At 67.0% G+C, this 21,888-nt stretch carries 18 protein-coding genes; 12 read left to right on the plus strand and 6 right to left on the minus strand.

Features of this window, described 5'->3' with window-relative positions; genetic code table 11:
* Positions 1-8 precede the first annotated feature (8 nt).
* The 3 genes from LRS14_RS27235 to LRS14_RS27245 form a co-directional block, all read right to left on the minus strand.
* On the minus strand, positions 9-839 hold the full coding sequence (locus LRS14_RS27235) for an urease accessory protein UreD (protein ID WP_257801817.1): 831 nt from the start codon (positions 837-839) through the stop codon (positions 9-11).
* A 63-nt stretch (positions 840-902) separates the two neighbouring features.
* Positions 903-2,087, minus strand: a complete 1,185-nt coding sequence (locus tag LRS14_RS27240) for a glycosyltransferase (RefSeq protein WP_257801818.1) — start codon at positions 2,085-2,087, stop codon at positions 903-905.
* A 1-nt stretch (position 2,088) separates the two neighbouring features.
* Positions 2,089-2,766 (minus strand): sugar transferase, encoded by a 678-nt coding sequence (locus LRS14_RS27245; RefSeq protein WP_257801819.1) that lies wholly within the window; start codon positions 2,764-2,766, stop codon positions 2,089-2,091.
* Positions 2,767-2,924: 158 nt separating this feature from the next.
* Between LRS14_RS27245 and epsF the strand changes: the two genes are divergently transcribed.
* From epsF to LRS14_RS27300, 11 genes are all read left to right on the plus strand, one after another.
* The gene (gene epsF / locus LRS14_RS27250) at positions 2,925-4,346 is read left to right on the plus strand and encodes a chain length determinant protein EpsF (protein ID WP_257801820.1); all 1,422 of its coding nucleotides are present in this window, start codon (positions 2,925-2,927) and stop codon (positions 4,344-4,346) included.
* 30 nt (positions 4,347-4,376) lie between these two features.
* Positions 4,377-5,285: a tyrosine protein kinase gene (locus LRS14_RS27255; RefSeq protein WP_257801821.1), complete on the plus strand. Its 909-nt coding sequence runs from the start codon at positions 4,377-4,379 to the stop codon at positions 5,283-5,285.
* Positions 5,286-5,381: 96 nt separating this feature from the next.
* Positions 5,382-6,314, plus strand: a complete 933-nt coding sequence (locus LRS14_RS27260; protein WP_257801822.1) for a glycosyltransferase family 2 protein — start codon at positions 5,382-5,384, stop codon at positions 6,312-6,314.
* Entirely contained in the window at positions 6,314-7,624 is a 1,311-nt protein-coding gene (locus LRS14_RS27265; RefSeq protein WP_257801823.1) for a hypothetical protein, read from the plus strand. The genes LRS14_RS27260 and LRS14_RS27265 overlap by 1 nt, the downstream gene beginning before the upstream one ends.
* Positions 7,621-8,565, plus strand: a complete 945-nt coding sequence (locus LRS14_RS27270) for a glycoside hydrolase family 26 protein (protein WP_257801824.1) — start codon at positions 7,621-7,623, stop codon at positions 8,563-8,565. Before LRS14_RS27265 ends, LRS14_RS27270 begins: the two co-directional genes overlap by 4 nt.
* Positions 8,562-9,458 carry an aldo/keto reductase gene (locus LRS14_RS27275; protein WP_257801825.1) on the plus strand — a complete coding sequence of 299 codons (897 nt, stop codon included), beginning with the start codon at positions 8,562-8,564 and terminating at the stop codon, positions 9,456-9,458. The genes LRS14_RS27270 and LRS14_RS27275 overlap by 4 nt, the downstream gene beginning before the upstream one ends.
* Positions 9,455-10,600 carry an acyltransferase gene (locus tag LRS14_RS27280; protein ID WP_257801826.1) on the plus strand — a complete coding sequence of 382 codons (1,146 nt, stop codon included), beginning with the start codon at positions 9,455-9,457 and terminating at the stop codon, positions 10,598-10,600. Before LRS14_RS27275 ends, LRS14_RS27280 begins: the two co-directional genes overlap by 4 nt.
* Positions 10,597-11,835: a glycosyltransferase gene (locus tag LRS14_RS27285; RefSeq protein WP_257801827.1), complete on the plus strand. Its 1,239-nt coding sequence runs from the start codon at positions 10,597-10,599 to the stop codon at positions 11,833-11,835. The genes LRS14_RS27280 and LRS14_RS27285 overlap by 4 nt, the downstream gene beginning before the upstream one ends.
* A gap of 29 nt (positions 11,836-11,864) precedes the next feature.
* On the plus strand, positions 11,865-12,959 hold the full coding sequence (locus LRS14_RS27290) for an acyltransferase (RefSeq protein ID WP_257801828.1): 1,095 nt from the start codon (positions 11,865-11,867) through the stop codon (positions 12,957-12,959).
* A complete protein-coding gene (locus tag LRS14_RS27295) occupies positions 12,956-14,173 on the plus strand; it encodes a glycosyltransferase family 4 protein (RefSeq protein WP_257801829.1) in 1,218 nt (405 codons plus the stop codon). The genes LRS14_RS27290 and LRS14_RS27295 overlap by 4 nt, the downstream gene beginning before the upstream one ends.
* Positions 14,170-15,498, plus strand: coding sequence for a lipopolysaccharide biosynthesis protein (locus tag LRS14_RS27300; RefSeq protein WP_257801830.1), 1,329 nt, complete (start codon positions 14,170-14,172; stop codon positions 15,496-15,498). The genes LRS14_RS27295 and LRS14_RS27300 overlap by 4 nt, the downstream gene beginning before the upstream one ends.
* A gap of 21 nt (positions 15,499-15,519) precedes the next feature.
* On the opposite strand, the gene LRS14_RS27305 is transcribed toward LRS14_RS27300, so the two are convergent.
* Positions 15,520-16,833, minus strand: coding sequence for a Gfo/Idh/MocA family protein (locus tag LRS14_RS27305; RefSeq protein ID WP_257801831.1), 1,314 nt, complete (start codon positions 16,831-16,833; stop codon positions 15,520-15,522).
* 161 nt (positions 16,834-16,994) lie between these two features.
* Between LRS14_RS27305 and xrtB the strand changes: the two genes are divergently transcribed.
* Positions 16,995-18,626 carry an exosortase B gene (gene xrtB, locus LRS14_RS27310; RefSeq protein ID WP_257801832.1) on the plus strand — a complete coding sequence of 544 codons (1,632 nt, stop codon included), beginning with the start codon at positions 16,995-16,997 and terminating at the stop codon, positions 18,624-18,626.
* A gap of 11 nt (positions 18,627-18,637) precedes the next feature.
* On the opposite strand, the gene LRS14_RS27315 is transcribed toward xrtB, so the two are convergent.
* Positions 18,638-20,089, minus strand: a complete 1,452-nt coding sequence (locus LRS14_RS27315) for a DUF1501 domain-containing protein (RefSeq protein WP_257801833.1) — start codon at positions 20,087-20,089, stop codon at positions 18,638-18,640.
* An 8-nt stretch (positions 20,090-20,097) separates the two neighbouring features.
* The gene (locus LRS14_RS27320) at positions 20,098-21,729 is read right to left on the minus strand and encodes a DUF1800 domain-containing protein (protein ID WP_257801834.1); all 1,632 of its coding nucleotides are present in this window, start codon (positions 21,727-21,729) and stop codon (positions 20,098-20,100) included.
* Positions 21,730-21,888 lie beyond the last annotated feature (159 nt).

The following is a 21,888-nucleotide window of genomic DNA, read 5'->3' on the forward strand; positions in this document are numbered from 1 at the left end:
GGCCCGGCTCAGGTGCGCCAGATGCGCGGCAGCGGCGCCGCCATGTCCCAGGCAGTGGCCCGCCAGGCGGCCCACACCCGGTGCAGCAGCTGCTGCGCCGGCTCCACCCGCGGCGCCAGCACCCGCAGCACCACGGCTTCGGCATGCGGCGAGGTGGCGCCGGCGGTGGCCACCAGCGGGCTGGCCTCGCAGGCCTCGCGTGCGGCCTGCAGCAGGGCCTCGCGCCGGGCCGGCACCAGCGGCTGGCCTGCGGCGAACCACATCGTGGCCACCACGCGGTGCCCGGCCAGGCCCAGCGGCGAATCGAGCAGCGCGGTGTCCGCAGCGGCCAGCGTCGCCCGTTCCAGCCACACGCCCGGCAGCTCCAGGTGGGTGCGGAAGCGGCCGCGCTCGAAGGCCAGGCCGGTGGCCGGCAGGCCCAGGGCCAGCACGTCCCAGCCCATCATCTCGGCGCCGGGTGCCAGCTCGAAGCACATGCGGTTCTCGGCCTCGCAGCCGCTGTAGGCGATGGCTTCCAGCGGCAGCCATTCCAGCCGGGCGCCGTCGGCCACGGTGCAGTGGGTGGACTGCAGTGCGGCGGCCGCCTCGCTGCGGTAGAAGCGCGTGGCGCCGGGGGTGGTCAGCAGCGCATGGGTGCCGGCGTCCAGCCGGGCCTCCAGGCGCAGCACGTCGCCGCCCACCACGCCGCCGGGCGGATGCACCAGCACGTGGTGGCAGATGCCAGGGCCTTCGGGATACAGCCGCTGCAGCACCCGCAGCGGTCCTTCATGGCGGTCGAGCGCGATGGTGCGTTCGCCATCGCGGGTGTAGTGCAGATCGAGGTGACCGGTCCAGCCCATGCACGGTGATGCGGGAGTGCCGCGAGCGAAACCTTAGAGTTTAGGCGGCGGCAAGTGCTCGCTTCAGTCCACGCCGTTGGTGGACGTGCCGTAGGCCGCCATCATCGAGCGGCGCAGGGCATGGGCGTCGAAGCGCTGTCGAGCCTCCTGCCGCGCCGCTTCGCCGAGCTGGCGCCGCAAATCGGCGGAATCGATCAGCTCGGCCACATAGGCCAGCAGCTGCTCGCGCGACCGGCACAGCAGGCCGGTCACGCCGTGGCGGATCACGTCCCGGTGATAGGGGGTGTCCCAGGCCACGCAGGGCAGGCCTGCCGCCATGGCCTCGGCCAGGAAGACGGGGAAACCCAGCGCACCATCAAAGGCCACGTACACCCAGCCTGATGCCAGGCGTGTGGCCCGGTCCTGGGGCGTTGCTGCGTCATAGATGCCCACGCCGGCCGCACTGAGGCGGGCCGCCGATTCACTGTCGGTGGTGCCCAGCCAATTGCAGCCCAGCTGCAGTGATTCTTCACTCAACAGCACCGCCAGCTGGGCAAACAGCGCCGCCGCATTCCCGGCATGGCGGGTACGGCTGCTGGTGACGAGCAGCGGCTGCCGCGCCTCGTGGCGGGCCACATCGAAGAAGCGCTCGTCTACGGCGCTTTCGACGACCTTCACTTGACCACCCGAGAAGGAGCGCAGCAGCGCGGCATCCGTGGATGCCGATGCGATGCTGCGTTGCCGCCCTGCCGCCAAGGGTCGCAAGGCCCACAGCAGTGGCGTGCCCATCAGCTTCAACGGCCCCAGCCCGCGTGATCCATGGGGCGAGAAGTACAGCGGTGCTGCGATGCCACCGAGGCGGACGGCCATGACCCCGGCCATGCTCGGGATCAACCCATGCAGGTGCACGACCGCGGACGGCTGATCATCGACAGCGGTGCGCAAGGCCGACCAGGCCAGCATCATGCGGTTTACGGGTCCACGGCCGCCCGGCGTCAGCACCAGGCGTACCGCCGGATGGAACAGCGGCAGGAGGTGCCGATGGGCAGGCTCGTCCACCAGGATCACGGTCTGGTGCATGCCCTGCTCGGCCAGCGCCGCCGTGGTGGGACCCAGGAAGCTGAACACCACGTCAGTCACCGGGCCCACCAGGTGGATCACGCCATCGGCAGCGGCCGGCAGCGCCGCAGCATCGAAGGGGAGTACGGCGGACATGCTCAGCCCCCCGAATGCGTGGGCGCCGTCTTGCGCCATGCGGTACTGCACCATGTCAGCGTGCTCCTTCCCGCACCAGCACCACCTTCAAGGTCTTGAGCAGGATCTTCACGTCCAGCGCAATGGAGCGGTTGTCCACGTAGAAGCGGTCGAGTGCCACCCGCTCGTCATAGGTGACGTCGTTGCGACCGCTCACCTGCCAAAGGCCGGTCATGCCGGGCGGCACGCTGAGGTAGTCCCAGCGCGTACGGCCATAACGCGTGAGTTCACCAACGGTGATGGGCCGCGGGCCGACGAGGCTCATTTCCCCGCGCAGCACATTGAAGAGCTGCGGCAGCTCATCGAGGCTGGTGCGTCGAAGGAAGTGGCCGATCGGCGTGATGCGAGGATCGTTGCTCAGCTTCTGGTCGCGCTCCCACTCCGCCTTCGCGACCGGATCGTTCGCCAGGATGTCGGCCAGCATCTGCTGAGACTGCCGATACATCGTGCGGAACTTGTAGCAGCGGAACAGCTTGGCATCTCGGCCAACGCGGTAGTGACCGAAGAAGATGGGGGCGCCGTCACGACGCCAGATCATGAAAGCGACAGCGCCCATCAGCGGTGCGAACAACACCAGCAATATCAGCGCTGCAAGCTGGTTGGTGCGGAGATGCAGCGCGTTCTGCCATGCGCTAATGCGACTGGATTGCGCCAGCGCATGGGTGGCGCTGGACGATGCCCGACCTTGCAACATGAACCACCTCCACTGCAACTTCTATGTGGTGCGTGATGCAAGGACCAGACCAGCTTGATACACACGCTAACGTCTGTGAACGCCCGCTCACCTAGCGCATGCGCTTGGTGCAACGGCAACAGGCGCTTACATGGCCTGTGGCTTGCTTTGGCCTTTGCATGACGTTGAGACAAGTAGTCGCTGTGGTTGGTGCGCGTTGGCGAAGTGCCTTCACGGCATGGTTGCTGATCGTGGGAGTGGTCGTTGCTGTCAGCCTGCTGCGCACACCGCTGTACACGGCCACCGCTTCTGTCGTGCTGGATGTGAAGTCACCGGATCCCATCGCAGGAATGGTCCTGCCTGGCATGACCGCTGTCAGCTACATGGGCACGCAGCTCAACGTGGTACAGAGCGAGCGCGTGGCGTTGCGCGCTGTCCAGGCCCTCAAGCTGGACGAAGACCTGAATCTAAAGGCAGAGTGGCAGGCAGCCACGGACGGCCGCGGCGACTTCAAGTCCTGGATTTCGGACCTGCTGCTGCGCAAGCTGGATGCGACGCCTGCCCGTGACTCCAACGTCATCCAGGTCGCATACACGGCGTCTGATCCTGCCTTTGCCGCCGCCGTGGCAAATGCCTTCGTCACCGGCTACATCGAAACGACGCTCGACCTTCGGGTGGAGCCCGCACGACGCCACAACGCCTTCTTCGACGACCGGTCCCGCCATCTTCGCGAGGACCTGGAGCGTGCGCAGCAGCGCTTGTCTGCCTATCAGCAGCAGAACGGGATCGTCGCCACCGATGAACGCCTCGACGTGGAGACCATGCGGCTGTCGGAGTTGACGACGCAACTGGTCGCACTCGAAGGGCAGGCCAATGAATCCAGCAGTCGGCAGCGGCAACTCAAGAGCCAGTCGGGCCATATGCAGGAGGTACTGGCCAGTCCTCTGGTGATCGGGCTCACCACCGAGCTGGCGCGCCAGGAGAGCCGCTTGAACGAGCTGACGCAGCGGCTCGGCGACCGAAACCCGCAGGTGGATGAACTGAGGGCCAGCGTCGTCAACCTGCGCACGCGGATCGAGGCAGAGACGGCGCGCGTGGCCGCCAGCGTGACGGTGAACGACAGTGTCAACCGCACCCGCCTCGCCCAGTTGCGAGCGGATGTGGATGCCCAGCGATCCAAACTGCTGTTGCTCAAGGGGCAGCGCGACGAAGCCGCGGTGCTCCAGCGCGATGTGGAGAACGCGAAGGCTTCCTATGACTCGGTGATGGCGCGCGCCATGCAGACCAGCATCGAGAGCCAAGCCACCCAGACCAACGTCTCCGTGCTCAAGCGTGCCACTGCGCCAGCGTTCCCTTCGTCACCGAAGCTGCTGCTGAACCTGGCGGTGGGTGTGATGGTCGGCGTGCTCGTGGGTATCTCGGTGGCGCTGATGCGCGAGCTCAACGATGCCCGCTTGCGGAACGATCATGACGTCACCGACGCCCTGCGGCAGCCGGTTTTGGGGGCGCTGCCTCGCCGCTCCCGGCATGCCAGCCCTGGCCGACTCCGACTGCGTTTGACCAGCCCTCTGTCGGCCATGACTCCCGCGCGGCTTCGTTGAGCCCTGCTATTCCTCAAGGCCGTGATCTCGATGAAATCCCCCGATGTGAACGACTGGACCCAGGCTTTACCAGGGCTGGGCGAGAGGGCACGGCAGCGCGTTGTGGATCGCTCGATTGGCGACTTCATCCGCGAGCTGCGCTCGCTCGACGAAGAGCAGGTGCAGGGCATCCTGGCCTACCAGCGCCAGCACAAGGTGCGCTTCGGCGAGGCTGCCGTGGCGCTCAAGTACGCGACCCAGAACGACGTGCTGTGGGCGCTGTCGCAGCAGTTCCACTATCCCTACGCGCCGGAAGAGGGACGCGCCGGCCTCGACGCCGAACTGGTGGCGGCCATCGACCCCTTCAGCGACCAGGCCGAAGTGCTGCGCGACGTGCGAAGCCAGCTGGTGATGGGGGTGCTGTCCAGTGACGCGCCGCGGCGCGCACTGGCCATCGTCAGCCCCGACATTGGCGACGGCAAGACCTTCTTCGTCGCCAACCTAGGTGTCACCTTCAGCCAGCTCGAAGGCCGCACCCTGATCGTCGACGCCGACATGCGCACGCCGCGGTTGCATCAGCTGTTCGGTGTGGAGGGGCCCGGGGGCTTGAGCGGCATCCTTGCCGGGCGGACGGACGCAGGCGTCATCCGCCAGGTGCCGGCTCTGCCGAACCTCTACGTTCTGCCGGTGGGCACCGTGCCGCCGAACCCGTTGGAACTGGTGCAACGCCCCGCGTTCGCGCTGCTGATGCGCGAGCTTTGCGGCAAGTTCGATCATGTGCTGGTGGACACGCCTGCTGCCTGCCACGGCGCCGATGCTCGCGTGATCGCCGCGCACTGCGGTGCAGCGTTGACATTGGGTCGTCGCGGCCGAAGCCGGCTCGCCGCCATTCGCACGCTGCTCGCGCAGATGGCCAAGGCCCAGGTGCAATCCGCTGGAGTGATGATCAATGAGCAGTGAGCCAATCCGTTCCGCATTGGTCGTCATTCCCACGTTGAACGAGGCAGCGGTCATTGAGCACGTGGTCTCGTCCCTGCTCGAAGACCTCCCCCGCAGGTGTCGGTACGCCTGCTGGTGATGGACGGCGGCAGCACCGACGGCACGCCTGACATCGTGCGCCGTCTGTCCAACCAAGGCGTTCCGGTGCGCTGCGAGCACAACCCAAAGCGGCTGCAGAGCGCGGCGGTGAACCTGGCCGTGCGCCAGTGGGGGCAGGACGCCGATGTGCTGGTGCGTTGCGATGCTCATGCGGAGTACCCGCGGGGCTTCGTGCGCCTGCTGATCGACACTTTGGACCGCACGGGTGCCGATTCGGTGGTGGTGCCCATGGATTCCGAAGGTCAGAGCTGTTTCCAGAAGGCGGTGGCGTGGGTCTCTGACACGCGCGTGGGTTCCGGGGGCTCCGCGCACCGCGGCGGCCGTCGCAGCGGCTTTGTCGATCACGGCCATCACGCGGCTTTCCGGATGGCCAGCTATCGGCGCGCGGGCGGCTATGACGAGACTTTCACGCACAACGAAGATGCCGAGCTTGACTGCCGCCAGCGTGCGATGGGCAGCCGCATCTACCTTGACGCCGACATCCGCCTGCTCTACCGACCGAGGGACACGGTGAACCGGCTCTGGCGCCAGTACTTCAACTATGGTCGCGGCCGGTCACGCACCGTGCGTCGGCACCCGGGGTCGATGCGCCTGCGGCAGTTGGCGGTGCCGCTCCACATCGGCCTGTGCCTGCTGTGCATGGCGCTGTCGGTCTGGTTGCCATGGCTGATCCTCTGGCCTGCGACCTACCTGGCCGCACTGGCGGCGGCATCCGTCCAGCTGGCCATCCGCCACAGGTCCGCCTGCGGGCTTGCCGGCGGTCTGGCGGCTGGCGTCATGCACACGGCCTGGGCCCTGGGCTTTCTGGGCGGTCTCGTGTCGGTGCGTGAGCCACGCTGGAGTGTGCCCGTGCATGCCGGCAGCGAACTGGGCGCCAAGACCGGGTCCTGATGACCATGCCCAGCAGTACAGGGACTTTGTGGCGCGCGCCCCCCGGGCCGGCGGGCGTCACCTGGCAGCGCGAGCGCACGGTCGCCACGCTGCGGCACCTGCGGGCACTGCGTGGCCTTGACCGCCTGCTGATCCGCCTGCCCCTGCATGCGGCCACCACCATCTCCAAGTTCGGCATCCCCGGCCTGGGCGCGCTCGGGCTCACCTTCGCCATACCTTTGATCTATGTGGCCGTGCTTTGCGGCTCGCTGTCAGGGCGGCTGCGGGTGCATCCCCGCCGCTTCCAGCTGTTCGTGCTAATGGCCGCCGTGCTGTGGCTGATGCAGCTGTTCATGGCTGAGGGGTTTTCTGCGCCGTCCCTGTTGATGCTCTGCGCGCTGCACCTGCCCTATGTGTTCTCCATGCGTTCGGGCTGCGACCGCACGCTGCTGGCCTGGGTGGCCTTCCGGCGCATCTCGACGGTGCTCGCCTGCCTGGGGATCGCGCAGTACCTGCTTCAGTTTGCCATCGGCTCCACGCTGGCCTACCCGATCGACAACCTGCTGCCGAGTTCGATGAAGGTGGCCGGCTTTAACAGCCAGGGCTGGATCGAGTATGGCTCTGCCACCTTGCGCTCGAACGGCGTTTTCATGCTGGAGCCGTCGTTCTTCAGCCAGGTGCTGGCCATCGCGATCATCGGTGAGCTGGTGTATGGCGACACCGGCTGGTGGCGCATTGCGCTCCACCTCACCGGCATCGTGGTGTCCTATTCGGGCACGGGGCTGCTGTCGTTGGCCGCTTGCGTTCCCGTGTGGGTGGTGATGGAGCGCCGGTGGAAGTGGGCCGCCGCAGCAGGGGTTGGTGCGCTGCTGTTCGCAGCGCTGATCGCGAGCGGCGTGGCGGCGGACAACCCCTTCATGAAGATCTTTCTGCAGCGCAGCCTGGAGTTCACTTCGCCGGGGTCGAGCGGATTCGCCCGTTTTGTCGGCGGCTACTACATGTTCGACCAGTACCTTTGGCCGGACGCAGTGCGTGCGCTGTTCGGTGTCGGTGCCGGTACCTTTCTGCCTTATTCGCTCACGGCCCATTACCCGGCGCATGGCATGGCGCTGTTCAAGATGGTGTTCGAGTTCGGCATCGTCGGTGCCGCCTTCTACTTTGCCTTCATCGTCTATTGCTTTGCCAGTTCTGCCGCACCGCTGCTTCTTCGCGTCGCCATCTTCGTGCCTTTGATGATCCAGAACTACGTGCCGTTCGCCCATGGCCTGGCACTGTCGCTGCTCATCTGGAACGCACCGCGGCATCCTTTCGTGTTGAGGGGTGGCCGATGAGCCCGCGCCGTGCAGCTGCGCTGCTGGCGCTGACGGGGGCCGTGTGCACCGCCGCCGTCAGCGTGCAGGCGCATGCGCTCATCGGCACCTACCAGGGCTCGGGCTGCACGGGTCGCGATCGGCTGGTCCAGCATGAGTCGTGGCTGGGCCGGCCAGTGGATCTGGTGCTGGACGGCCCCGCTCAGGACAGCTGGAAGTCACTCGTGGCCACGACGGGCTGGCTGGCCCGCTGCTGGGCGCCTACGGGTCGGCAGCTGGTGATCAGTTTGCCGATGCTGCCGGCCGATGGTTCCACGTTGAGCGGGGGCGCGCAGGGCGACTACGACGACCACTTCCGGCAGGTGGCCCAGATCCTGCGCGACCAGGGCCAAAGCGGCGCCATCATCCGCATCGGTTTTGAGTTCAATGCACGCTGGTTCCGCTGGAACTCGCTGAAGGAGCCGCAGGTTTGGGTGGCCTATTGGCGCCGGATCGTGGCCACCATGCGCGAGGTGCCCGACACCCGGTTCCGCTTCGATTGGTCGCCCATCGTCGGGGCCGGTGCCGCGTCGCCGGAGCCGGCCTACCCAGGCGATGATGTGGTCGATCTAATCGGCGCCGACGTCTACAACGGGAACTGGAATCCCGAGCTGACGCCGCAGCAGCGCTGGGAACTGCTGCGCGATGCGCCGTTCGGGCTCAAGTGGCACGAACGATTCGCTGCCGCGCATGGCAAGCCGATGTCGTTCCCCGAATGGGGCACCGGCACCCGGCCGGATGGGCACGGAGGCGGGGACGACCCGCTGTTCATGAGCCGCATGGTGGAGTGGATCGCTGCGCATCCGGTGGCCTATCACATCTACTGGGATTACCGGGCGCGCGACTACGACGGCAAGCTGTCCGACGGCCGGCAACCACAGTCCGAAGCGGTGTTCCTCAAGGCATATGGAGGTGCTCGATGAGCTCATGGCCGCTTGGCCTGGATCCCGGACGGAAGATTGCGGGTACTGGCGGGCTGCAGACATCCACGCTGGTGCTGGGCTGTGCCCGGCTTGGCTCGGCACTCACACCGCTCAGCCCGCGGGATTCGGTGGCCCTGGTGGAGCAGGCGTTTGAACTCGGCGTGCGGCACTTCGACACCGCCAGCATCTACGGGCAGGGCGACAGCGAGCGCTACATCGGCCAGGCCCTTCACCGCCATCGCGGCAAGGTCTGCCTGTCCAGCAAGGCTGGCCAGCGCCTGACGGCGCGCCAGGCGGTGTTGTCCAGCTTGAAGACACCCATCCGCTGGATCGCGGCGCGCCAGACGCAGGTCAGGACCAGCGTGGCCGCGCAGCGCGCCCAGGGGGTTCCCCGGTGCTTCGAGCCGGACTTCATAGAGCGGTCGTTGAACCGCAGCCTCGAGCGGCTGCGCACCGACCACCTGGACATCTTCTACCTGCACAGCCCGGATGTTTCGGTGCTGGAGGACGAGGCACTGCTCGATCGCATCGAGCGCCTGCGCGCCCAGGGGCTGTTCCGGGCGTTTGGCGTTTCTTGCGACGAGGAGGACGTCGCCTGGGCGGCGGCCAGCATGGCGTCGGTGCAGGTCGTTCAGCTGGCTTACGACGAATCTGCCCGTGGCCTGGCGCTGCTCGCCTTGTTGGCGCGTAATGGCAAGCAGGCGATGTTGCGCGGTCTGATGCAGGGCGCTGGCGGCCAGGCCCACCGGCAAGACCTGCTCGTCGGCCGCATGGCGCAGCTGCTGCAGGAGCCTGCGCTCGGGGGGCTGATCGTCGGCACCACCCGCCTTCAACACCTTCGCGAGAACGTCGGGGCCTTGCAACGCGCGCTGGCGGCTGAGGTGACGGCATGAGTCAACAGCCCATCCAGCCGCTGCCGGCAGGCGCCGACCACAGCCGCAACAACTTCGATCTGGTACGGTTGTTCGCTGCGGTCCAGGTGGTGGTCGTCCACCTCGTGTCGATGATGCCGGGGCTGCGCGACGAACCCTTGCTGCGCGCGTTGAGCCTCTTCCCGGGCGTGCCGATCTTCTTCTTCATCAGCGGCTTCCTGATCAGCGGCTCGTGGCTTCGCAACCAGGATGCAGCCGCCTATGTCGCAGCCCGGGCGCTTCGCATCTTCCCGGCGCTCTGGGTCTCATGCCTGTTCACGCTGGGTCTGCTGCTGTGGCTGTACCAGGGGCCGATGCGCGACAACGCCACCGCCGCAGCGGCCTGGATGTTGATGCAGATGAGTTTCCTTCAATCGTGGAACCCTGAGTTCCTTCGCGGCTACGGCAGTGGCGTGGCCAACCCGGTGCTGTGGACGATCCCGGTGGAACTGAGCTTCTACGTGGTGTTGCCGCTGCTGATGATGCTGGGCCAGAAGCTGCGTCGCCCGCGGGGCGTGCTGCTTGGCGCGGCCGCGGCGTCCTTTGCGGTGTTCCATGTCGTCATCAACTGCATCGATCCGTCCGATCCGTCGCTGGGCCTGCTGCGCAAGGTGCTCTTCGTTTCTCCAGCTTCTTTTGTCACCTGGCTGTGGATGTTCCTGCTGGGTGCCTTGGCGCAATCCGTGTTCCGGCGGCTGCGCCCGCTCGTGGCGGATCAATTTCCGGCGTGGGGCGGGCTGGCACTGGCGGTGGGCGCGTTGTCGCTGGTTTTCGACCTGCCGCCCTGGCTGCACCTGCCCGGCAACCAGATCGGGCTGCTCAACGCACTGACATTGGGAGCCGCCTGCCTGTCGTTCGCCTACTCCTGGCCAGGCCTGGCGGCCCGCTGCCTGCGCGGCCACGACCTGTCGTACGGGATCTATCTGTTCCACATGCCGATCGCCAACGCCTTGATCGCCACCGGCATCGTGGGCCTGCTGGGCGCTGCCATCACGTGCGCTGGCACCCTGGTGATGGCCTTCCTGAGCTGGACGTGCGTCGAACGCCGCGCGTTGAAACACAAGAAGCGGGTGCAGGCCATGCTCGCACGCCGCCCGCCCGTGACAAGAGGAGTTGCTGCATGAGCAGAGGGCTTTGGATTTCCCGCGCGTTTCCCTTTCCGCTGGACACCGGGGACCGCATCTACACCGGGCAGCTCATGAAGGCGGTCGCGGAGGCTGGTGCGCAACTCACCGTGGTCGGTTTTCCGGCTCGCCCGCCCCACATGCCACCCTCCGACTGGCCCATCCGCTGGCTTGGGGTGCCGGGTGAGCCACACGGCACGGCGCGTTCGCTGCTGAGCACCATGCCGCTGGTGGCGGCGTCGCATGCCACGCTCGAGTATCGGCAGCAGATCGAGGCGCTTGCCAGCGAGGCCTGGGACTTCGTCGTGTTCGACCAGTACGGCATGGGTTGGGCCATGGCGCCCTTCTTGCGCCGGCAATCGCATGCCGGAGCGCCGGTGCTGGTCCACGTGGCACACGACCACGAGGCGTCCGTCTACGCATCGCTCGTGCGCGGCTTCAAAGGCTCCAAGCTGCGGCACCTCGGGCTGTGGCAGAACTGGCTGAAGACGGGGCGCATCGAGCGGCGCATCGTCCGCAACGTCGACCTCGTCACCGCCATCACCCCGGAAGACGCGGCACGCTTTGCGGTGGACGCCCCCGGCACCGCCAGCGTGGTGTTGACGCCTGGCTACGGCGGTGCAGTTTCCAACCGCCCTGCGCTGCATCGCGATCTACCCCGCCATGTCGTGATGGTGGGCAACTACAACTGGGTGGCGAAGTCGGAGAACCTGCGGCAGTTCGTCAGAGCAGCCGATGAAGCCTTCCACCAGCGCGGCATCACGCTGCACGTCATCGGCTCCATGTCGCAGGCACTGGCGGCCGAACTGCGCGGCTCCACCCGTGCCACGGTCCTTCACGGCTTTGTGGACGATGTGGCACCGCACTTTGCGCAGGCCCGTCTGGCGGTGGTGCCGGAAGAGATGGGCGGCGGATTCAAGCTCAAATACCTGGACTACATCTTCGGCAGGGTGCCGGTGGCCAGCCTCACCCACGCCACCGCCGGGCTGCCGGAGTCCATCCGCCAGGCGATGATCTGCCGCAAAGGGTTGCCGGCCCTGGTTCAGGCCATCGTCGAACAGATCGATGACGTGCAGGCTCTCGACACCATGCAGCGCAGCGCCTTCGATGCGGCACAGGCGCTGTACCGCTGGCGCGACCGTGGCGAAGCCCTACTGGCGGCCATCGCGGCGCAGCGCGCCCGGCGTTCAGGCCGGGCCATGCCGGCGCCCGGTCTGGAAGCGGCACTGCGATGAGCGGGGCCGCTGCGCAGCAGCCACCGTCGATGGCCGTGGCCGGTGGGAGCCTGGACCCGGACACCTCGGTCTTCCTCGATCTGCTGAGATTGGTCTCTGCCTTGTTCGTGGTGCTTTCGCACTTCACGTGGCCGCGTATCTCGGGTGGCGCATTGGTGTATTTTCCAGGGCACGCCGCAGTCATGGTCTTCTTCGTTCTCTCGGGCTATGTCATTGCGTACGCAGCGTCGCAAAGAGAGCGTGGTGCGCGTGATTACGCGCTCAACCGTCTCGCTCGCCTCTGGTCGGTCGTGATCCCGGCACTGCTGCTCACCTGGCTGTGCGACACGGTCGGCCGCCGGCTGGATCCCTCCCTCTACCCGTCGGCAGCGACTTGGCCAACGGCGTGGCAACTGTTGTCCGCCCTTGTGTTCGTAGGGCAGCTCTGGAAGCTGGATATCACCCCGATGTCGAATGAGCCGTTCTGGTCGCTGCCCTACGAGTTCTGGTACTACGTCCTGCTGGGTTGCCTGCTGCATCTGCGGGGCCGTGCACGTTGGTGCGCGGTGGCGGGTACTGCCATCGTGTGCGGCCCGAAGATCCTCCTGTACCTGCCCATCTGGTGGCTGGGAGTCTGGATGTACCGACGTGGACCGCTCCTCCTGTCTCCAGCCATGGCGCGCGCGGTCTTTGCCGGTTGCTTGGTATTGCTGCCGTTATTCTTCCTGCTGGGGTATCGCACGCGTTGGTCCAGTCCGTGGCTTCCCGTGGGCTTCTCCCCCTTCGACTACCCGCTGGCCTTGTGCGTGGCTGGATTGATCGGCAGCTTTCCCGGTTGCGCCGTGCGCTTGGGGCGGCTGCGGTCGGTCGTCGTGGCTGCCGCGTCCTGCACCTTTACGCTGTATCTCTGTCACCTTCCCATCATGCTTTTGCTGGCTGCGGCCCTGCCCCACGACTGGCCAGCGCCGATCCGCCTGGTCCTGCTGTTGTGCCTGACCCTGATGGCTTGCTGGGCCCTTGCGCAGATCACCGAGCGCAAGAAGTCCCGCGTGCGTGCTTGGCTTGATCGCCTGCTGAGCGGCGTGCAACGCGCACTGATGGTCTTTGTGCCGACGCCGGCGGGCGGCGGGAGGTCGCAGTCATGAAGGTGGCATTCATCTCCACCCTGTACGCACCCAATGAGATGGGCGGTGCCGAACGTACCGTCCGCGTGCTGGCCGAGGCGCTAGCGCACAACGGCGATGAGGCGGTGGTCATCAGCCTGGCCTGGGACGGTCAGGCCCGGCAGGCCATGGTCGGGCCGGTCAAGGCCTATTACGTTCCGCTGGCCAACCTGCACTGGCCCTTCCTGGAAGACAGGCCGTCGGCGCTGCGCAGGGCGCTGTGGCATGCCATCGACGCCTATAACCCCGTGATGGGGGCGCGCGTGGGCGCGATCCTGGACATCGAGCAGCCCGATGTGCTGCAGACCGGCAACCTGCTGGGCTTCTCGGTGGCGGCCTGGCGCGCGGCGGCGCGGCGACGCATTCCGGTGGTGCAGATGTTGCACGACTACTACCTGGCCTGCCCGAACTCCTCGATGTTCCGGCATGGCAGCAACTGCCGAACGCAATGTGGCGACTGTCGGGCCTTCTGCACTCCCCGTCGCCTGCTCTCCAACATCCCGGTCGCAGTGACCAGCCTGAGTGCCCGCACGCTCGAAAAGGTCGAAGGGGCCGGCAATTTCCGCAAGGTGCCGTTGCGCTACATCGCCCATGGCGCCAACAACGTGCATGCCCAGCCTGAGCCGAGGACGGACCGTGCCCCGGGCGGCAACCTCAAGGTGGGGTATCTGGGGCGCATCGAGCGCACGAAGGGCATCGAGGTGCTGCTTGACGCTGCCGCCGCCATGGCACCGGGCGCGGTGACGGTGATGCTGGCGGGCAAGGGCGAGGAGGCCTACACGCAATCGCTGCGGGCGCGTTATCCGAACGCCGACATCGTGTTCCTCGGCTTCACCAAGCCGGGCGACCTGTTTGCGCAGATCGACCTGCTGGTGGTGCCTTCGCTGTGGGAGGAGCCGCTGGGCCGCGTCATCTACGAGGCCTACGAGTACGGGGTACCGTCGGCGGTGTCGCGTGCTGGCGGCATGCCGGAAATCGTGGAGGAAGGGCGCACTGGCTTCGTGTTCGAGGCGGGCAACGCCAGCGCGCTGGCTGCCATCCTGGAGCGTGAGCGTGCTGCAGGGTGGGCAGCAGGCCGCTTCTTCAACGCCTGCCGGGCCAAGAGCCGCGAGTTCAACATGGACAGTCTCTTCGCGCGTTATGCGGAGATCTGGACGACGGCCAGCCGGACGGGCCCCCGGCCCGCGAGCGCTTGAGCAGCCTGCCGGACCCCACCGGTCCTGGCCGATGGCGCGTGGCCCTGAGGGACCGGCTGTCGCGCAACCCCGCCGGTGCGAACGTGCTGCGGATGCTGGCGGGCAATGCGTCGGCGCAAGTGCTCACCCTCGCTGCCTATCCGGTGCTCACCCGTCTCTATGCACCTGCGGAGATAGGTGTCCTGTCCGCGCTCAGTGCTGGCATGACGATCCTGGCGCCGATGGCTTCCCTCCGCCTGGAAATGGCGCTGCCGCTGTCGCGGACCGTGCGCGAGGCGGGCAGCTTGCTCGTGGCTTGCTTCATCGCCCTGCTGCTGACCACCGCAGCCGTCACAGCCGGACTGGCCGCGCTGCCTACACAGTGGCCTGGCGACATGGCCGCCGTGGCGCCTTATCGGTGGTTCCTGCCGCTGGCGCTGTTCGTGTTCGGTGGCTACGTGATCATGGTGAACGAGGCCTCGCGCCGCAACCGCTTCGCGGAGATTGCACGCACCCGTGTGCTCCAGGCGTTCAGTGGTCCTGCCAGCCAGATCGGGCTGGGGTGGCTGGGCTTCGGCACCGTGGGGCTCATGGTCGGCTTCGTCATCGGCCAGGGCAGCGGCACAGCCGGGCTCATCTGGCGCCTGCTGCGCGGCGAGAACTCGCCTCTGCGCTGCTGGCGATGGGCCTCGGTGCGGGCGGCGGCGCTGCGGCATCGCCACTTTGCGCTGTTCTCCAGTTGGACGGGCGTGGTCAGCGCTGCTTCCACGTACGTGATGACCATCGCGTTTGCGTTCATCTATGGCCCGGCCATCAGCGGCTTCATGTTCCTGGGCGAGAGGGTGCTGATGCGGCCGTTGTTCCTCATCAGCTCCTCGATCCTGCCGGTCTACACGCGTGAGGTGGCCCGTCTCGGGTTGTCGGAGATGGATCGCCTCCCGGCCCTGTTCCTCGGTGTGGTGAAGAAGCAGGCGCTGATCGCGCTGGCCTGGTTGCTGCCGATCGGCCTGCTCGCGCCGGTGGTCATCCCCTGGGCCTTCGGCAGCGGCTGGGCTGAGTCGGCACGCTATCTCCAGGTCCTGGCCATCGGTTACTTTCCCACCTCGGTGCTGCACCCGGTGTTGCACACCCTGCAGATCCTGCGTCAGCAGAAGTTGTCCGCCTTGCTCGACGTGATGCGCAGTGTGGCCGTGTTCAGCGCCATCGGCCTGGTTGCTTGGCTCGGCATGCCGCCCCTGCAGGCTGCGCTCGTTTGCTCGCTGGTGCAGGCCGCTTCGCAGGCGGTGGTGCTCTGGATCACCTGGCGCAAGGTGAGCAGCCTGACCACCGCTGCACGCCAGGGCTGAGGGCGTGCGGGGCGTTGCCGGTCAACGCTTGTGCAGTGCTTCCACCAGGCCTGCCATCACGCGTTCCATTGGCTGGGGACGGTAGCCGCTGCGGTAGTTGCGCGGGTTGCCGGCCACATCGGCCAGCGGCTGCAGCGGAGCGAAGGTGGTGGTGGGCTTGAGCGTGGCACCGCCTGGGCCGGCGCGTTGGATCATCAGCGTGATCTCGTTCATGTGGATCAGGAAGTCGGGCTGCATCGGCTGTGGCCGCCGTTCCTCGATCGCACGCGCCATCTCGGCGATGCCCAGCAGTTTGTCCTGCGCATACACCTCGCGTCGGCGAAGCCAGCTCACCAGCTTGTGCTTGAGCGAGCGCCCCACGCCGCGCTCGGCCTCGACGGCATGTGATTTCCATCGACGCACCAGAGGCTGTCGCCGGCCGCCGATGCCGAACAGGCGACCCAGCCACGGTTGCGTGCGCAGCGTGTACGCCTTGCGGGCGCTCAGACTGACGCGGGAGAAGCGCTCCAGGTGCACAGCCGCCTGGTCATGGAAGGCGTTGTCAGCGGTGATCTCGCCCTGCTCGCCGATGATGCGCATGCGGTGGTCGCGCGGCGATACCCAGGTGCAGGTGATGCGCGCCGCCACGCCGTTGGCGAATTGCAGGCAACCCACCGAGAAGTCGGGCGTGTCCGCCGGGTTCAGCGGCGTGTCGGTCTTGTGCGTGACCAGCGCATTGGAAAAAGCCGTCACCGACGTCACGGGGCCGAACATCGCGCAGATCCACACCAGGTGGTAGCCGATGTGTTCCACGGTGCAGCCCTCCTGGAACTCTTCTGCGTAGGGAAACGGCGCGCCGGTCGGGCTTTGCACCTTCTCCAGTTGCATCAGGTGGGCCGGGTTGTCGTCCAGCTCGGCGTAGACGAGCACAGGCTTGCCGATGGCGCCGTCGCGCACCGCTTTCCAGAGTGTGCTCACCGAGTCGGTGTACAGGTTGCACGGCGCACCGGTCAGCACCACGCCCTTCTCCTGTGCCATCGCGAAGAGCTCCTGCGTCTGGGCCAGTTCGGTGGTCGTTGGCTTCTCGGTGTAGACGTGCTTGCCCGCCAGCAGGGCGCGCCGGATCGTCTCGTAGTGGGACCCGATGCTGGTCAGGTTGACCACGATCTCAACTTCAGGGTCCGCCAACAGCGCTTCGAGGCTCGGGTACACATGGAAGCCGTAGTGACGCGAGACCGTGTCGGACCGGGTGGTGTTGATGTCGAAGACGCCACGGATGTCCAGCTCGGGGTGCGCCCAGCGTGTACGCATGTAGATGTCGAACACATACCCGCATCCCACGAACGCGATCTTCATACTGACAACTCCCTCGGTGTGGTTGGTGTGTGCCCGGCGATGGCGCCTGCGGCCGCTTTACCCGGATCGAGCACTTGTCATGCCAGCTTGGCGGCGTGCCACTCACCCCTGATTGCGGGGCAGCCGCCTTCCATTGGTATGGGCCTTGCACAGTCCGGTGCATGGGGCAACTGCCGATGTTGGTGTCATGCGCATCCGCCAGGACGGGCGGCCTGGCGCGCGTGCTGCCTTGCGCGGCGGTGCTGCTTGCCCTGGCGGCCATGTACGTCCCGGTGTTCTGGCAACTGCAGCAGGGCCTTTGGCAGGTCGACCAGCACGCGCACGGTCCGCTCGTGCTGGCCGTGTGGCTGTGGTTGGCCTACCGGGCGTTGAAGCAGGCGCTGCGCAATCGCCTGGCGCAGCAGCCGGCGCCGCTGCGCGGTGAGGCGGCACTGGCGCTTGGCATGCTCAGCTACGTGGCCGGTCGCGCACAAGGATTACCGCTGCTCCATGTGGCTTCTTTGCCACTGATCGTGCTTGGCACGGTCTTGGTGCTACTTGGTCCGGCAGTGGCGCGGCGGTTCGGCTTCACCTTGTTTTTCACGGTCTTCCTGTTGCCCTTGCCGGCATCATTCATTGATGCCCTGACCCAGCCTCTGAAGCTTGGCGTTTCGGCAGTGGTGGAGAACCTGCTGCATTGGGCCGGCTACCCGGTGGCGCGCAGCGGTGTGACCCTTCTCGTCGGCAGCTACCGGCTGCTGGTGGCCGACGCGTGTTCGGGGCTGCACTCGCTCTTCATGCTCGAGGCCTTCGCGCTGTGCTACATGAACCTCGTGCGGTACCAGTCGCCTTTGCGAAATGCGGGCCTCGCCCTGCTGATCGTTCCCATATCGTTCATGTCGAACGTGCTGCGCGTGGTCATCCTGGCATTGATCACCGTACATTGGGGTGACGAGGTCGGGCAGGGCTTCGTGCACACGCTGTCTGGCTCGTTGCTCTTCGCATCTGCCCTGGTGCTCGTGATATCCGCGGACACGGCGCTGCGAGCCGCGTTTCCGGCTCACGTGATGCGGGCCGGCACGAAAAGACGCATGGCACCCGACACCACCGCCTCGTCCGCGCGGCCTCCGCTGCGTCGTGCGCACGCGTTCATGGTGTCACTGACGCTGCTCGCAGGGCTTGGGGTGGCACCTTTGCTGGAACCGCAATGGCGCACCGTTGCCGAGCTGCCTGAGCTGGACGCGGCCGTTCCCGTCGCATTCGGAGACTGGCAGTGGATACAAGGCGCCGCGGAAGCCGTCCGACTGTCAACGGATGAGCGCGGCACCGTCCGGCAGCCTTACGATGAGACGGTGATTCGCTTCTACCGCAATGGCGCTGGCCGGGTGGTCACACTGGCACTGGCCTATGGGCGAGAGCAACGTCAGGAGATCAAGGTGCACCGACCCGAGATCTGCTACACGGCCGCAGGATTTCATGTGGCGGTGCGGCGCGAAGCCGTGTTCGAAGGGCTGGAGACTGTGCATGGACCGGTGCAGGGCCAGCATCTGTTTGCACAGGGCCAGGAGCGTGACCAGGCCGTCAGCTACTGGATCCGCATCGGCGAGGTGTATGCGGAGGGAGGCTGGGCCGTACGCCGCCACCTCCTCGCGCTTGGCATGCAGGGGCAGGTGCCCGATGGCATCCTGGTTCGCGCCTCCGTGCCCGTGCAGGGCAGGCAGGAGGCGGAGGCAGCTTGGCCGGAGCTGGCCGCATTCCTGGTGCAGCTTGCTCAGGCCATGCCGCCCGAAGCACGGCGGGTTCTCGCCCGGTAGTCGCTGCCCCGTCAGAGGAAGCCCAGGCGGCGGGCGGCGCCGAAGTTGCGCAGGTTCGGCAGGATCGCGTCCAATTGCGCTTCACCTGCGCCAAACCAGCCGAGCAGGGTGGCTGCGTACTGGTCCACGGAGGTGGTGGGAATCCACCGCCCGTGCTGCTCCCAGGATTCCGTGCCTACGTCGTCGGGCCCACCAAGCACCAGTTGCGGATGAACGCCATAGGTGGTGCCGCCTCTGACGGCACCGCCCATCACCAGATGGTGATTGCCCCAGGCGTGGTCGGTGCCGCCGGAGCCGCTCGGCTTGAAGGTGCGGCCGAAGTCGCTCTGGGTGAACGTCGTGACGGCTTGGGACATTCCTAGGTTGGCCATCGCGGCGTCGAACGATGCCAGTGCATCGGCCAGTTGCTTGAGCAGGTCGGCGTGCGTGCCCGCCGTCGGCTGGTTGCCCACCTGGGCACCGTGCGTATCGAACCCGCCCAGCTGGGCGAAGAAGATCTGACGGCTGTTGCCCACGACTGTGTTGTCGGCAATCAGCTTGGCGACCTGATACAGCTGGGCGGCCAGCGGCGTGGTGAGCTTGCCACCGGCGATCAGCGGCGCGAAGCCCGCGTCGATGGGAGCCGATGCCTGGGCGTCGCCTGGCTGGGTTTTCACGACCGACGCCAGCGGGCCGGAGACATCGAAGGCCTGGCTGCCCATCGCGGCATAGGCCTGCGCCAGGTCGGTGGGCTGCATCTGCCGGTACATCGAGCGCAGCGCCTGGGCACGGGCGGACGCCTGCGCCTGGCTGAGGCGCCAGGGTTCGGGTGCCAGTTCGTAGGCGCCGAAGTTCTGGCCCGGTCCTGGCACCACCAGCGGCACGGCTGACGATGACAGCCCGAAGCGCCCATTGCCGGCCACCGAGATCACAGGCCTGCCAGGCGACAGTGACTCGGCGGCACGCCCACCCCAGCCGCTGCGGGCCACCGTGCTCGCCGTGCCTGTTTCCCACAGCACCTGCTGGTCGGCGTGCGAAAAGAGGCCGGGCGGCACCCCTTGACCGCGCTGAAGTGCAGCGCCATAGGTCTGCTTGGTCAGCGGCATGCGCAGCGGCCCCACATTGAACAGAGGCGCAAGTCGCCCGCCCGCCCATGCCGGTTGCAGCGCCGCCATGGCCGGGTGCAGGCCATAGTTGGTGCCCGTCAGAGGCAGAAGGCTGGCGCGGGGCAGCGCGAGTGCTTGCCGCACGGCGCTGTATTCGGCATGGCGAGCTTCGTCGGTGGGCACCACCATGTTCATGCCGTCGTTGCCGCCGTAGAGGAACACGCACACAAGCGCCTTGTAGTCGGCCGCCTGGGCGTGACGGCCGGGCAGCAGCAGGCTGCCCAGGGTGCCGGTGGACAGCACGCCGCCCAATGCCAGGCCGGAGGCCTTGAGCCAGCTTCGGCGTGACGGATGACCGGGTTCAGGATGTCGGCTCATGGTGGATCTCAGCGTTGAACCTGCGCCACGGGCGACGCAAAGACGAGGAAGGCAGCCTGCGTCACGCGTTCGGCGCGCCAGGTCGCGGGATGGCTTTGCGGGGTGTAGGTGTTGACGGCAGCCACCACCGGATCACGCATGGCAGGTGGAAGCAAACCGCCTACGGCCAGGACCGACAGCCGCTCGACCAGGACCGCCGCGTCGCCCGCCGACTCCTCGAAGGGCTGCAGGTTGACGCGCGTGCCAAGCGCGCCCGGAACCCCCGTGTTGGGCGCGGAGCCTCGCCAGTACAGCAGGTAGGTCAGGAAATTCAGTCGCTCCATTGCCGTGTTGGCGTTGTGGATGCCAAAGGCGGGGCCTTGCAACGCCGTGCCGGGGACGGGGTAGTCCGGCGGGAAATGGTTGAAGACGGACGGCGGGCGGAACAGGTGCTGGCGCAGCGGCTCGCCCCATTGGTAGCCCAGCGCGTCCCCATCGGTGCGCCCGTTGAGCGCGCGCAGCGTGGCGACCATCATCAGTGCTGGCTCACGCAGCTTGCCGGCCGTGCGGGCGGAATTGGCGGTGCGGGCTTCCGCGTCCAGCAGCACGGCTGCCACGGTGGCGGCGAGATCGCCGCGCTGGCCGGTGCCGAATGCGGTGCTGCCCCAAGCATGGCGGCCGCTGCTGAAGGCGGCGGCAACCCGCTGCACATAGGCTGGCGACGGGTTGCTGCTCACCAGGTGCTGGATCAACTGCCGGCCTATGAAAGGCGCGATGTTGGGGTGTGCCATCAAGCTGTCCAGCACCAGTTCCAGTGCCTGTGCCGGGCTGCTGCCTGCCGGTACGGTGATGCCGGACAGCAGCCTGCGCTCGGCCATGTCGTGGCGCGCAGGCGCAGGCACCATGTCGCCCTCGAAGTAGGGGCAGTTGGTGCCTGCGGGCCAGCAGCCCCACGGCGTGGTGCCGCCGGCCGGGTAAGTCCAGCCGGTCAGTGCATAGGCGTAGTTGCGCACCAGCTCGTTGTCGTAGGTGGGCGTGCAGTTGGCTCCAACGCGGCTGCCATCGCCGTTGAGCAGGCATGTGCCCACGGAGAACAGTTGCATCAGCTCGCGGCCGAAGTTCTCGTTGGGTGCGGCTTTGTCGTTGTTCGCGTTGTCGAGGTACGCCCCCATCAAGGGAGACAGCGCCACCTTCTTGAGCAATTGCCGGTAGTTGCCCAATGCGTTGTCCAGCAGCGTGTTGTAGTAGTAGCGGAAGCCGTAGGTGCCCGTCACCTCGAGTTCGCTCACCACCACGATCTGCTGCAGCGCATAGGCCACGCGTTGGCGCACCTGGTCGGGCTGCTGCGTCGCGTTGCGGTAGAAGTCCCACAGCAGCGGCGTGGTGCTGTACCAATCGCGCCAGCACGTGGCGCTGCTGTAAGCCGGCTGCGAGCAGAAGCTGACGTTCTGCGTCTGCTTGTGGATGGCATCCCCTCGCCCCGAGGTGTAGCGAGAGACGGACAGCCCCATCTGCTGCTTCAGCCATTTGGCGGCGCCTTGATGCCGGATCTCGGCCATCAGCGCTTCGTTGGGTCCGAAGGTGGCCTGCTGGGCGGCGCGCGCAGCACCGGCTTGTGCGGTGATCTCGGCCGACGTTTGTGCAGTGGCGTGGCTGCCCACCAGCACCGCGGCAAGGGTGGCCCCTTGCCGCCACCAGCGCGTCATGCGCCGGTGGCTGCGCATGTCTTGCGCTTGCTTGTTCAATTGCCGCTCCATCGATGTGCCCTTCAGGCACGTCCCCTGGTGCGCAGCCGGCGGCTACGCTCAGGGGTCTATCGA

It is taken from the genome of Aquincola sp. J276 (assembly GCF_024700035.1).
GTDB classification, from domain to species: domain Bacteria; phylum Pseudomonadota; class Gammaproteobacteria; order Burkholderiales; family Burkholderiaceae_C; genus Aquincola; species Aquincola tertiaricarbonis.